The organism is Bacillus piscicola (assembly GCF_022458745.1).
GTDB classification, from domain to species: Bacteria; Bacillota; Bacilli; order Bacillales; family Marinococcaceae; genus Alteribacillus_A; species Alteribacillus_A piscicola.
Window position 1 is genome coordinate 1 of record NZ_JAJJJF010000001.1, and the last position, 13,254, is coordinate 13,254.

At 37.2% G+C, this 13,254-nt stretch carries 13 protein-coding genes; 12 read left to right on the forward strand and 1 reads right to left on the reverse strand.

The window, feature by feature from the left end; all coding sequences use genetic code 11:
* Positions 1-179: 179 nt before the first annotated feature.
* The 11 genes from LOR49_RS00005 (at position 180) to LOR49_RS00055 (ending at position 10,744) form a co-directional block, all read left to right on the forward strand.
* On the forward strand, positions 180-800 hold the full coding sequence (locus LOR49_RS00005) for an emp24/gp25L/p24 family protein (RefSeq protein ID WP_240373949.1): 621 nt from the start codon (positions 180-182) through the stop codon (positions 798-800).
* A 223-nt stretch (positions 801-1,023) separates the two neighbouring features.
* Positions 1,024-1,944, forward strand: a complete 921-nt coding sequence (locus LOR49_RS00010) for an HNH endonuclease (RefSeq protein WP_240373950.1) — start codon at positions 1,024-1,026, stop codon at positions 1,942-1,944.
* Between the two features lie 239 nt (positions 1,945-2,183).
* Entirely contained in the window at positions 2,184-3,119 is a 936-nt protein-coding gene (locus LOR49_RS00015) for a hypothetical protein (RefSeq protein WP_240373951.1), read from the forward strand.
* 697 nt (positions 3,120-3,816) lie between these two features.
* The gene (locus LOR49_RS00020; protein ID WP_240373952.1) at positions 3,817-4,080 is read left to right on the forward strand and encodes a hypothetical protein; all 264 of its coding nucleotides are present in this window, start codon (positions 3,817-3,819) and stop codon (positions 4,078-4,080) included.
* Positions 4,081-4,110: 30 nt separating this feature from the next.
* A complete protein-coding gene (locus LOR49_RS00025; RefSeq protein ID WP_240373953.1) occupies positions 4,111-4,548 on the forward strand; it encodes a ParB/RepB/Spo0J family partition protein in 438 nt (145 codons plus the stop codon).
* A 189-nt stretch (positions 4,549-4,737) separates the two neighbouring features.
* Complete coding sequence (locus tag LOR49_RS00030; RefSeq protein ID WP_240373954.1) at positions 4,738-5,331, forward strand: type IV toxin-antitoxin system AbiEi family antitoxin domain-containing protein; 594 nt, start codon at positions 4,738-4,740, stop codon at positions 5,329-5,331.
* Positions 5,328-6,173, forward strand: coding sequence for a nucleotidyl transferase AbiEii/AbiGii toxin family protein (locus tag LOR49_RS00035; RefSeq protein WP_240373955.1), 846 nt, complete (start codon positions 5,328-5,330; stop codon positions 6,171-6,173). Before LOR49_RS00030 ends, LOR49_RS00035 begins: the two co-directional genes overlap by 4 nt.
* A 647-nt stretch (positions 6,174-6,820) precedes the next feature.
* Positions 6,821-7,585, forward strand: coding sequence for a class II aldolase/adducin family protein (locus tag LOR49_RS00040; RefSeq protein ID WP_240373956.1), 765 nt, complete (start codon positions 6,821-6,823; stop codon positions 7,583-7,585).
* Positions 7,586-7,668: 83 nt separating this feature from the next.
* Entirely contained in the window at positions 7,669-8,652 is a 984-nt protein-coding gene (locus LOR49_RS00045) for a TauD/TfdA family dioxygenase (protein ID WP_240373957.1), read from the forward strand.
* Positions 8,653-8,767: 115 nt separating this feature from the next.
* Positions 8,768-9,799, forward strand: coding sequence for a TRAP transporter substrate-binding protein (locus tag LOR49_RS00050; RefSeq protein ID WP_240373958.1), 1,032 nt, complete (start codon positions 8,768-8,770; stop codon positions 9,797-9,799).
* Positions 9,800-10,204: 405 nt separating this feature from the next.
* The gene (locus tag LOR49_RS00055) at positions 10,205-10,744 is read left to right on the forward strand and encodes an amidase family protein (protein ID WP_338021118.1); all 540 of its coding nucleotides are present in this window, start codon (positions 10,205-10,207) and stop codon (positions 10,742-10,744) included.
* Between the two features lie 253 nt (positions 10,745-10,997).
* On the opposite strand, the gene LOR49_RS00060 is transcribed toward LOR49_RS00055, so the two are convergent.
* Positions 10,998-11,654 (reverse strand): cysteine hydrolase family protein, encoded by a 657-nt coding sequence (locus tag LOR49_RS00060; RefSeq protein ID WP_240373959.1) that lies wholly within the window; start codon positions 11,652-11,654, stop codon positions 10,998-11,000.
* Between the two features lie 1,033 nt (positions 11,655-12,687).
* Between LOR49_RS00060 and LOR49_RS00065 the strand changes: the two genes are divergently transcribed.
* Positions 12,688-13,248, forward strand: coding sequence for a metal-dependent hydrolase (locus tag LOR49_RS00065; protein WP_240373960.1), 561 nt, complete (start codon positions 12,688-12,690; stop codon positions 13,246-13,248).
* The last annotated feature ends 6 nt before the right edge of the window (positions 13,249-13,254 follow it).

A 13,254-nucleotide genomic window follows, 5' to 3' on the forward strand; every position in this document is an offset into this window, starting at 1 on the left:
CCTGTTCACTCTACTGATAAAATCCGATTTCATTATAGAGATGTAAATAGGTGTAGGCCGCCATCAAGATGCACACCACCTTAACAGCTGGTAAAGGCGGCGATCACCGATAGGATACTTAACAAAAAAGAGTGACTTTTTTCCAATACTTATAGACTAACTAAGCGAGGGATTTTTACATGGGAGCTGGGTTGTACCAAAAACATAGTGCTTTTAATAAATCACTTGAACAAGAGCCAAAAGAATCTTTCGACCCTCTTGAAGAATCAAATCACCATAATCCAAGTCTATTAAAAAAAGTTCATCAGAATGATCGACTTAGTTTTTGGTTTAGCCACTTGTATAAGGCAGGACAAATATTAACTGATCATCTTCTCGGAATTGATAACAAAATAAACTCTGGTAATAAAAAGCTGAATAAAAAGGAAATTTTTGAGGTACTTCAATTACTAAAAGAATGTCATGAGGATATTGATAATTTCCGACATGATATTGCTGAATACAATCGTTATATGCTCAGTACAGATATACTATTTAAAGATGACAATGTTCAATCACTATATGAGCAATTAAGGTACATTGATTTGCTAGAGCAACGTATAATTACAGTAGGGGACAGAAAGTTAAGCGAAATTAACAATCGAAGAATGCAATTGTTTAGTCTCTTCCTGAGTATAATTGCTATAGTGGTTTCAATTTATTCAATTCTCTTAAGCTCAGATTCCAACAATATATTTGAAACCAATAAACTGCTTCAGGAAATTCGTGACGAGATAGTTGGTATAAAAGCAAATTTTTGATAAATAATTCCCAATACTAGCAGGGACGGCCTTCTACTCAATAGATCTTACGCGAAATCGTAAAAGCGAAGCAAATGTCCTGTATATATTGTATTCGGGGGTCAATTCCCTCTCAGCTAAAGTGTAAAGTGTTAGTGTGGTAATGTGAAAGAGGAATAAAAATTTCACTTTGATCTGTCTAACTGGCCTTATTATTCACTATTCAAATTGGTGGGCTGATAAAATGGAAAGAATATTGAAGGAGTTAGAACATATAGCTTCAAGTAAAATAGCAACGAACTATGACTTGTTTTCATATTTACTTTCAAAGACGGGAACTTTTGAGGAAGTAAAAGTAATAACAAACGAATTAGAAGAGCAAGGCCATGAATTTAATCGTGAAATGTATGAGTTATTATTTGACCTCGCTAACAGTTACACAGACGGGAAAGAAATTATCAAAAAAATGAAAAGACATGGTTTTGAAATAGACCCAGTATTCCATAATAGGATTTTTTGGAAGGAAAAAAATGAGAAGGAGCTAATAGAAGCAATAAACTATTTCATAAAAATATTTAAAAGGGACCCACAATTTGATGAAATCAACAACCCTGCTATGCTTTATTATGAATATCGAAGGTCGGTAGAGACCAGGGAAAAAATAAAAACCAAGTACACCATGGTCAATTTACTGACAAACAGCAGTATGACAGATGATGAATTTCAAAATCAAATAGAAAATACTTGGATGAATAAAAAGATAAACATAAAGGATAGCCCAAAAGAAAAGCCAAGCAAAAATAGAGCGAACAGGGAAGTGGTAAAAAGGGATACAACTGTTGCTAAAAAAGCTATTATTTTTGCTGACTATTTATGTGAAGTAAATCCGGAGCATAAAAATTTCAACTCCAAACTTACTAATAGGAATTATGTTGAGGCGCACCACATGATACCATTAGAGTTTCAGGATAGATTCAAGTATAGCTTGGATGTTGAGGCGAATGTAGTATCATTGTGTGTAAGTTGCCATAAAAGATTACACCATGCAATTTCTGAGCAAAAGAGAGATATTATAGATGCATTGTTTAAAAGACGACAAACTAGGTTGAATGATTGCGGAATTGGAATCAAACTGAAAGAATTGTATAGTATGTACAAAATATAAAATTAAGATCTGTTTTAATGTACTTGTTCGTTAAAATGCCTATGACCGATCTTAAAAGATAATAGTCTAACTACTTTCAAAGATATTCCAGAAACTAATTTAGTTTAGAAGTTAAAACAGAATTAGGTTTCGTTTTAGTTTTTTTGATAGACGTAAGAAAAATTAATAACTGATGGTTTAAAAAGTGAGATACTAGTGGTAGGTCTTAAATAGATAACTAGTCAAAAAGAGGGGTAAAATTGAGTGATCGGATTAATTTAAATATGGTTGAGAATGGATTGGATTTTATTTTAAAGTCATTACAAACCATTGATAAGTCAGATGAAGATTTAAAATACTCACTAATTAATCTTCATGCGGGGATACAGCTTCTTTTGAAAGAGATACTTTACCAGGAGCACTGGGTGCTTATTTTCCAGAAGATAGAGAACGCTGATAATGAAAAATTGTTATCTGGAGACTTTTTAAGTGTTAACCACGATACTTTAATAAAAAGGTTACAGAATATCAGTGGTATTAATTTTGATGAGAATCTTCTTAAAAAGATGGATTGGTTACGAAAAGAAAGAAATAAGACAGAACATTACCAATTTGTAGTGACTGCTAATGTTCTCAAATCAAATATTGTAAAGCTATTTACATATCTACTCCCTTTTATTAAGTCTGAAATGATTGATGTGAATTACATAGAAGCTGATAATGAAAGATTTGTTGAGATACAGGAATACTTAAATGAATTTGATGAATATGTACGTGAGAGACTTGAAATGGTTCAGGTTGATATTAACAAAATTGAATTGATTTTACCTTGTCCAGTTTGTATTCAGAAAACGGTTGAATTTATAGATGAGTTCGATGCCTTTTGCCATTTTTGTGGTGGAAATATCGATAATTTTCGCGAGAAGTATATCGACAATTTTGTTGATAGCTATACTCATGTGAGTGATGGCGGAGAGGGACCCTTGTATGAATGCCCAGACTGCGATATGGAAACTTTCTTATGTATAGGCGGAAACCAATATATTTGTTTAAGTTGTGGAGCTAGGCCAATCCAGGATGAATTAACAACATGTCCTGGCCCAAGATGCAATGAAAAAATTGTTTACAGAAGATATGGTGATAAGGATGGAGTCAGTTTTTGCGATACCTGCATGGATTACTTTGAGCATGCATAATAAACAAATGTCAAAAGAAGGATTTTAACCACGTAAAAGGATGTCCTAACATGCTTGCTAGACTTAAATTAGCCAGTTTTCGATTGATAGAATTGAACACATCTTTCTGGGTTATTACTCCGCTCCGTTAAGCTGTATGGTGAAGGTGGTAATATAAAATCTTTGTTTAAATAGTAGCCTAAATAAATGCAGACTCGTTGATTGTAACGGAAGGCGGCGACTCCGACGGGAAAAGCATGTGAAGAGGAACTTCTGCTAAAAGCGCGAACGTCCTGTTCGCAACGCAGAAGCCACCGCATCCTGCGGAAGTAAAATCCCGCAGGATGCGAACTTTGCTTCCGAGGAAGTTGAGGCGTTGCCCGCGGAAAGCGTCCGCCTGCAGTGGAAATCAACCGTTGAACCACCGGATAGGGTAGTAAACCCGTTCTTATGAACCTGACTCGCAGTTTTAGCAGAAATACAATAGCACAATATAGCCACAGAATAGCGATTAACCTCTTCGGGTTTTGGCTATTTTGCCTTTTAGGGCTCATAGTTTGGTAAAGACTTTTGCAATAGATGGTACAAAGCTCCGCAAAAGGTGGTAAAAAGGACCGCAGAATTGGTAAAAACTTTTCGCCGTACTCTCATGGCAAAGATATTAACAACATATAGATAAAAAATTTCTGGAGAGCAAATGAAAAGGGGGTATCTCACTGTGATTGATATCGTGTGGGAGAGAATTATAGATAATGAGGGGGAAACTTTTAAACAAATAAAAGGCGGGGAATTTACCTATTCAGTAAATGGGAATAAAATTGATTTGAGCCGTACAACTCAGTCTATTTATAAAAAAAGTTTTCAGGAGGCTTTAAAACTAGTTCCACTTGAAAACACAACACCGTTGCAGAAAAGCTTTAGAGCACCTTCCTATATTTTTGCAATAGTAATGGACAAGAGAATAAGAAAAACAGATTGGTGAGACGAAACTTCTTCATGAAGGAGAAACGTGATGAATCTAAGTAAAAAGAGATATCTGCGTTATAACGAAAATTATGTGCCACTTCCAAGTTACGAGGGGGATGAGATATTCCCTAATGGAATTTTTAATTTTAATATCTCCCGTATGATGGAGTACATTCATTCAGGCTCCCTTCGTGCTGAAAGGGAAAGGATTGAGGTGAAGAGGTGGTTTACCACTCATTATCGCCCAACTATAAATGAAGATCACATAAAAACGGTGGATGTCAGGAAGACGGTTATACAAGCAGAAATTAGGCCGGGGATTTATTCTATCATTGATGGAAACCACCGAATGGAAAAAGCGTACCGAGCCGGTGTTCCATATATGGATTCATACAAACTGCAGGGGGAGCAACTTATACCGTTTTTCTTAGAGGAACGAGGGTATAAGGCGTTCGTCGATTATTGGAATTCAAAATTGAACTAGACTCAGTGTAGTATAAACAGGACTGCTTTTACTATTAGTGCGTTTTCTTAGGATTAATCTGATTAATGGGACCGCTCGGTTAAACCGTAGGGAAGAGGGTGTGGCTCATGCCGATGGGGGTTTATTTTTTGCGTACATGCTTTAATAATGTATAATTAAAGCACAAAAGCAAAAAAAGAGGTCGATTATATGAGTTATCGTGAACAATTAGAAAACCTTATTGCGGATAACAATGGAATCGTAATTACTCATGAGGTAGAGAATCGCGGTATTCCACGCCATTATTTAACACTTCTTTTAAGAGAGGGAAAACTAGAACGAGTGTCCCGTGGGATTTACGTAACGCCCGATGCATTTGAAGATGAGATGTATATGCTTCAGATGACAAAGCCTAAGGTGGTATTTTCCCATGAAACAGCATTATTTTTACATGACTTAACGGATAGGGATCCTCTCGAGTGGTCGGTTACCGTTCCGTCCGGTTACAATGCTACTAATTTAAGGGATGAAGGTATTCAGGTATATACTGTTAAAAGATCACTACATGTAATGGGGACAACTGATTTAGAAACATTGTTTGGTAGAAAAGTTACAGCTTATAATAAAGAACGGACTATTTGTGATATTGTCCGAAATCGAAATAACATGGACGTTGCCATTTTACATGAGGCTTTAAAGAGATACCTTGGAAGTAAAGATAAAAATGTATCGTTATTAATGAAATACGCTAAAGAGTTACGGGTTCAAAATATCTTAAGAAATTATATGGAGATTCTATTATGAAAAGTTCTACTCAAATAAAAGCCTTGATACGAAACCTTGCAAAAGAAAAGGAAATAAATGCTCAAATACTTTTAAGAAACTATATGTTAGAAAGACTTCTAGAGAGAATCTCCATATCTGAGTATAAAGACAATTTCATCCTAAAGGGCGGCATGTTGGTTGCTGCCCTAGTTGGTGTAGATATGCGGTCGACAATCGATATGGATGCCACTATTAAATCATTTCCTATGAATCAGGAGTCTATTGAAGCTGTATGTAAGGTTATTCTTGATATGCCGATAGACGATGGAGTAGAAATGACATTGAAGCGGATTGATGAGATCCAGGATGAGGATCAATATAGTGGTTTTCGTGTGTCAATAGAAGCGGTTATGGACAATGCAAGAGTCCCAATCAAAGTTGATATTACAACTGGTGATGAAATAACACCTAAAGAAGTTATTTATACATTTGATTTATTGCTGGAAAATAGAAGTATAGATATCCTCGCATACAATATAGAAACAGTTATTGCTGAAAAGATTGAAACGATATTAACTAGAAACATAACGAATACAAGAATGAGGGATTTTTATGACATCTATATTCTCGTTAAGTTACAAGGTTATCGAATAGAGCGTGAATTATTAGGTGAGGCTGTACGAAAAACTGCTGAAAAAAGAGGATCTGTTTCTGTTTTACCGGATGGACAAGCTATTCTTGAAGAAGTTAGGTTGGATAAAGGTTTAGAGCGACACTGGTTAAACTACCAAAGAAAGAATAGCTATGCCGACGATATTACATGGGAAGATATCAACACGTCACTAATAAACTTGTGGAACGCAATTCAAGCCAATCTATAACAATTACCATACAATTTGAAGGCTTGTTAAACGCTGATCTGCTTATCCACCGCGCATTCTGTTGATATGATTGTTCGACTCAATTTCATCTTGAACTCAAGGTTTTCACAAAAAATGGAGCAACTCCCCAATTTCTGTATAATGCTAGTTACTAATCCCCCGCTAATTAATAGATTTGTAAACTCACAATTTAACCAGTGAGGAAACTTATTTTTATGAGATTTTACATTATTGGAATCTCAATATCATCCCTTAAAAACAGAGCGAGTATAGCAAGATAAGAATTATTTAGCATGTTAATGTCTAAAAATTATAAATATTTAAACCTATTCTGTTATTGTTTAAAAATAAAATGTGAAATAAGATTGATTATAAAATATTCAAAACATTCAGCATTACAAAGGGGTTGAGGGATAGAGGGTTGCTTCGAAAAGTTTTAATTGGCGTACCGGTGTCCTAAAGAGCAAAACGGTTTTCAAAGAGGTACGGCTATCAATGTGGAGATCACAACGCGCATGTACTAAGAGAAACCGTTGATTGGGAAAGTGATCTGATTCTAAAGCTTTATAGGATAAACCATTTCTCGTAGAATAAGCGGTTACACAAGGCAAGTAAGACAAATTTTAAAAATGGAAGGGGATTTAATTATGGGTAATGAGGAACTAATAACGGCTCCTAAGCTTAAGAATGTAGAGGAAGTACGGATACATAGAAAAAACAGGTTGGCCGCTGCTTTTCGTCTGTTTTCAAAGTTTGGATTTGATGAAGGACTAGCTGGACATATAACGGTACGAGACCCTGAGTATACAGATCACTTTTGGGTGAATCCGTTTGCAATTCATTTCAGCCTAATTCGAACATCTGACTTGGTTCTAGTTAATGAAGTGGGTGAGGTGGTAGAAGGGAAAACCACTGATGTAAATAAAGCTGCCCTTGCCATTCACACCCCAATTCATAAAGCAAGACCCGACGTTGTGGCTGCAGCACACACACATGGTTTATATGGAAAGACATGGTCATCATTAGGCAGGTTACTCGACCCAATTAGTCAGGATGCCTGTGCTTTTTACGAGGACCACTCTATATTACATGACTACAGTGGTGTTGTGTATGAAGATGAGGAGGGTCAGAAGATTGTAGAAACGTTAGGGGATCGTAAGGGAATTATTCTAGGTAATCATGGTCTGTTAACGGTTGGTCAATCAGTGGAGGAAGCAGCCTGGTGGTACATCAGCATGGAAAGATGCTGCCAATCTCAACTGATGGCTGAGGCTGTAGGGAAGCCAAAGCTCATCAACCACGAAAGTGCAAAGCTTGCTTCACAGCAAGTGGGAGCTTCCTGGGCTGGTGAGGTTCAGTTTAATTTACTTTACGATCGAATTGTTAAAGAACAGCCAGACCTCTTAACTTAGTTTTCAATCGATTTCACAGGTATTTATTATAATAAAATTTTTAATTTATCAAAAATAATGAAATATGTTTAGGAGGATTATGTATGTTAACTATGAAAAAGGAAATAATTCAAAGTCCGGCTGCTTGGAAAGGGAGCGAACTATCTGGAAGTGATTCCTGGATCTATTATTTATCCGATAAAACTATTAATGAATTTGAAAAGGCAATGCGAGAAGTCCAAAAAAAGGGGTTGAAAGCACCTGATTTCAATAAAGAAGACTTCCCAATCGACAAACTTACTGATGAAATTTCGCATTTTATTGACGAATTAGAAAACGGGAGAGGTTTTCTGTTACTTCGTGGTCTGCCGATGGAAAGATATACTGATGAAGAGGCAAGTATTATTTATTATGGTCTCGGTTTGCACATGGGTAAACCAGTGACGCAGAATCCTAAAGGTGATCTTTTAGGAAATGTGACTGCCATAGGTGATCCAAGCGACAAGAAGACAAGAGTTTATCAAACAAACTCATATCTTCCATATCATACAGATTTGTCTGATGTCGTTGGTTTATTATCTCTTCGAAAAGCGAAAACTGGCGGGGAAAGTAGCTTGGTAAGTGCAATTACCATTTACAATGAAATTTTAGAAAATTATCCAGAGTACTTGGGGGTTCTTTATCGTCCTATCTACTTTGCTCATCTCGGCGAAGAGTTACCTACTTTGTCACCGATTTTCAGCTACCACAAGGATAAGTTGAGCTGTCGATATATGCGACAATATATTGAACTGGGTCAAGAGATGAAAGATGTTCAACTGTCAAATATAGAAATAGAAGCTTTGGATCTCATTGATTCATTACTCCATGATGAGGACAACCGTTTGGATATGATATTGGAACCTGGAGATATTCAATTTGCAAACAATTACATGGTTTTGCATTCCCGTACTCATTTTGAGGATCATGAAGACCCAGCACTTAAACGCCATCTCTTGAGGCTTTGGCTTAAAATGCCAAACGCTCGAGAGCTTGCCCCTGAATTTCCTGGTCGTAATGGTTTCCCACGCAAGAAACAACTGAGCTAAGTAATGGGGAATACCCAATTATATTCAGGGTATTCCCTTTGAAATAGGTTTTCATCAGATAGATGCCATGCATGTTGAATCTTGAAACATAAAAAATTAGATAAGGAGTGTGCAGATGAAAAAGCTATTATTATTAATGTTTTTCACTCTCATGTTAGCAGCATGTAGTCAAAATACAACTGACACTGAAGCAAGCCAAGAGGAGACAATCACCCTGACTTATGCTTTCTTTGCCCCTGAGTCTACGTTCCCGGCTGTTCAGATGAAGGAGTGGAAAAAGCGCCTCGAAGAAAGAACGGATGGGAAAGTCACAGTAGAGCTTTTTCCTGGTGGGACATTATTAGAAGCGAATAATATGTTTGAGGGAGTGGAGAACGGTACGGCGGATATTGGTCTGACTACTACAGCATATGAAGCTGGGCGCTTCCCAATGCTTTCCATGTCCTATTATTCCTCTGATTTTAAAGATGCCGAGTCAGCCAGTAAAGTAATGGCAGATCTTACGAAAGAGTATCCGCCAGAAACTTTGAAGGATTTTAAAATCATCACTACTTTTGCCACAGAACCTTCTTTTATTCAAAGCACTAAACCAATCACCAATTTAGATGATATAAAAGGTAAACAGCTACGGGTGGGAGGAGAAATGATACCAGTGTTAGAATCATTAGGTGCGTCACCAGTTGGAATGACGCAAGCAGAGGTACCAGAAGCTCTGCAGACTGGTATTGTTGACGGTACCGTGTCCTCCAGAGAAGTTCTAAAAGACACCAAATTAGCAGAAATGGTAGGATATACGACGGACTATCCTCTTGGTGTGTACACTTTCTTTGCGGTGATGTCAAAGGAAAAGTGGGAGAGTCTTCCTGAAGATGTTCAAAACGTTATTGATGAATTAAATAGTGAGATGACAGAATTTACTGGACAGTATTTGGATCAACATATCCAGGATGCTGTTAAATGGAGTAAGGAAAACCATAATCACGAAATTGTTGAACTAACTGATAGTGAAAAGCAGAAGTGGGATAAGCGTTTGCAAGAAGTACAACAGAAACACTTAGAGGCGTTGAAAAGTGAAGGTTATCCTACCGAAGAGTATTACGACAAAATGCAGGAGTTAATAAAAAAGTACAGTAAAGATAGTGAATAATTCAGGTTTATATTTAGGTGCACATGTAGCATATAGACCATCTGGTGTAAATGAATAAGTGGTCTCCTTGTGGTTTGTGCTCGGGGCTGTATCAAAAGGTCATAAAAAATAACCTTTTGACAGCCCTTTTTTCAATTCTATAAGATTTATCGTTAAGATTAATTAATACCCTTTCACACAGATGGCTCTTCAGGTTCGCTTGTCGCGGGCAAGGCTTCAGTTAACCGACGGAAGACCACCATCGGTGGATATTCAGCTCTTGCTTTTCCCACAGGCGTCTCACCTGATCGCCATTCAAAGTAGTGGAACGAAAAAACAATCCAACATTTTTATTACAAACACACAAAAAAATCGTCTCTTTCGGTACGTAGCAAGCGACTGGAATACGGACTGACCCACCGGTAAATTGATGTACATGTCCCGCAAGCAGAAGAGGTATTTCCTATAATTCTAACCATTGCCACTGGGGAAGCCGGCTTTTATCATAAGGAACGGATAGATAATCACATCGATGAATATGGAAAGTACGTAAAAAGCGTAATGGAAGCAAGTAAAATGATTACTGCTGTTGATTATATCGGTGCCATAGCCAAAAAGAAACAGTTAGAAACAATGTTCAATGAGGTGATGAACGACTTGGACCTTCTTCTCACACCTACGTTACCCGCTCTTCCAAAACGAATAGGAGAGGAAGAAGTAAAGATCAACGGTAAGGTAGAGCCCATCTTTAATTGTATGGTACGCTACACGTCGTATTTCAGTCTTACGGGGCATCCCGCCTTGTCCATGCCTGTCGGTTTGTCCAAAGAACGTCTCCCTGTGGGAGTGCAGCTTGTCGGTAATAAATGGGAAGAAGCCAAATTATTAAAGATAGCGAGTACCTATGAATCTCGCCATCTAAGCGACTACCACACCATTGAACCGGGGGAACAGATAAATCTATAAACACACGAGCGGATGGACTCTGGATATTTAGAGTGGTGAATTTTAATAGAACAAATCCACTTACCCATCTTCTTTATCATGTACCCTATAGAGAAGACACAATAAATGGATACTGTCTCGTAGCTATAGCATAATGACTATAACACCGAATAGCGAATAACCTATCTCGGCGTGCCCTTCAAAGATACGCGGGATAGGTTATTACACTTGAGACAGCAGTTCTATAACGAGCTGCTGTCTCAAGAATGGAGAATTATGCTTGTTCGGCTTTTTCGGTTTCTTTCACTTTTTGCATATATTCTTCTGCTGTCATCACGTGAGCCGTGGATCCGCCCAAAACCGTTAGACATACCCGGTGCACTTCAGCGGCAGGGACCACACCAAACCCGATATCCGCGTAGTCATACGTTCCTGTCACATCGGATAAAAACGCGACCTTGTATCCTCTGTACATCGCATCTCGCGCAGCAGCAAAGCAGCAGTCTTCGGTGGTCAACCCAACAATGGCAACCGTTTCGATTCCTTTATTCCGTAAAATGATATCCAGGTCAGTACCGAAAAAAGCGCTGTATCGATGTTTTTTAATAACAGGCTCATTCTCTAATGGCGCCACTTCCGGGTAAATCTCCGTTCCCGGCGTTTCATCAATTAAGCAGGCTCTTTCCGCAACCGGAGGATAAATCTCACCATACAACCCCATATCCGAACCATCTTCCCGGTGCACATGCGCCGTGTAAATGACCGAAATACCTTTATCCCTGGAGAAGTTCAGAACTTCCTTTAGCCTTGGCAAAAACTCCTGCCCCATAGCCGTCTCCAACGGCGCACCAGACGCCATAAAATCATTCTGCATATCAACAACCAACAAAGCCGTTTTCTTCGGATCAATCTGATTAATTACTAAACCCATACCCATTCCCCCATTCTATTTAATCATATACTATCGGAATAATCCTATTTTGTAAATGGTAGTCAGAAAATATAAAAAATTTAACTCTTAAGATGCTGGTAACAATGATAAGGAATTGTATGATGGATTTATTCTTTCTGTATATCCAAAGTGAATTGGGAGAGAAACTCTCATGACCGAAATAAAAACATAAATTATAATAAAGACTCCACAATTAACAGCATTTGACAAATGCGTCTCTAATGGTAAACTAGTTGTCATGGACCAGCGATGACCCCAGGAGGGATCATCGTGAATGAACTAATTATTATTATTCTTATCCAAAAATTAGAAATCAATGTGGGCGAATTTACAATCAACAATTTTTTTCCGTTAATTGTGTTTTACGCCATGTGTTGTTTTTTTCACAAAAGCAAATAGCTTCTTTTAAAATACATTTCATCGCTGGTCCTTGCTTATAAATATTAAGCAAGGACCAGCTTAAATAAATTATAATAACTGATAGGCGATGAGGGGAATTCACCATTTTCAACAGGACTCATGAATGATATTTCCGTGAAGCAATTGTATTGAAAAAGACTTGGGTGCTCCATCATTGTCATCTTTGACCGATTAAACGAGGGTGCGCATTTTCAAAAAACTGCCTTAAATCAACCATTCACCTGACAAGGGGTTGTTTTAAAGGTGGTTTTTTTGTTTTGTAAATAAATTATATAAAATTTAGAGGTGAAAGGTACAATGAAGAATGCATGAAAGGTGAGCTTCGTGCCTTGTTTTTATTATCAGGAGATGCTTTATTTGGCGTTTGACAAAGATGTTAATTGATAACTTAGATCATGTTTTAGGTAAAAAAACAATTGATGACACTTTAAATTTTGGGTATTACAGCTTAATCGATTAAATAAATGAGTACCTCTAGCTTAAAAGCAGAGGTATTTTTTTTGGTACTGCCCGTAACAATTAACAGTAAAAAAGTAATAACAATAAGTGCCAAGCATATCCATTAAATAAACTATATGGGAGCTTGGTAAAATTGCGTTATAAAACACACATCGTAAGCTCGTTGACCCTTGGTGCAGGTCTTTCAATTATTTTAAGTTATCCTTTCCATATTGCTTATGTTATTGGGATAAGCTTTGGAAGTTTATTACCTGATATTGATGAACCAAAATCTTTCATTGGTAGAAGATCATTTGGTATCGCTAATTATGTAAAAAATAGATACGGTCATCGAGGAGTTACACATAGTATATTTGCTTGGATACTTGTTTCATTGATTTCTTTTATTTATCTATCCCCCTTAACAGTAGGGATTTCCTTAGGGTACTTCTTTCATTTATTGGGAGACTTTTTCTCAGTACGAAGTATTCCTGTTCTTGCCCCATTTAACACAGACTATGCTAAGCCCCCTTTTGCTTACAAAACAGGAAGTTTAACAGAGGATATACTACTCTACATCTTTACTTTTCTCTTGTTTTATTTTGTTTTTATACTTGGTCAGCTACATATCTATTTGGTTCAATCAACAGCAGAGTTAATTGTTTCAACTGTTCATATTTTATTTGAGTTGCTGCATATTATCAATTCTTTATAGAAGGTG

What these genes read in the sequence shown, in the direction of transcription:
- LOR49_RS00005 (WP_240373949.1), top strand. Translation starts at nt 180, where the DNA reads ATGGGAGCTGGGTTGTACCAAAAACATAGTGCTTTTAATAAATCACTT.
- LOR49_RS00030 (WP_240373954.1), top strand. Translation starts at nt 4,738, where the DNA reads ATGAGTTATCGTGAACAATTAGAAAACCTTATTGCGGATAACAATGGA.
- LOR49_RS00045 (WP_240373957.1), top strand. Translation starts at nt 7,669, where the DNA reads ATGTTAACTATGAAAAAGGAAATAATTCAAAGTCCGGCTGCTTGGAAA.
- LOR49_RS00010 (WP_240373950.1), top strand. Translation starts at nt 1,024, where the DNA reads ATGGAAAGAATATTGAAGGAGTTAGAACATATAGCTTCAAGTAAAATA.
- LOR49_RS00040 (WP_240373956.1), top strand. Translation starts at nt 6,821, where the DNA reads ATGGGTAATGAGGAACTAATAACGGCTCCTAAGCTTAAGAATGTAGAG.
- LOR49_RS00025 (WP_240373953.1), top strand. Translation starts at nt 4,111, where the DNA reads ATGAATCTAAGTAAAAAGAGATATCTGCGTTATAACGAAAATTATGTG.
- LOR49_RS00060 (WP_240373959.1), bottom strand. Translation starts at nt 11,654, where the DNA reads ATGGGTTTAGTAATTAATCAGATTGATCCGAAGAAAACGGCTTTGTTG.
- LOR49_RS00050 (WP_240373958.1), top strand. Translation starts at nt 8,768, where the DNA reads ATGAAAAAGCTATTATTATTAATGTTTTTCACTCTCATGTTAGCAGCA.
- LOR49_RS00035 (WP_240373955.1), top strand. Translation starts at nt 5,328, where the DNA reads ATGAAAAGTTCTACTCAAATAAAAGCCTTGATACGAAACCTTGCAAAA.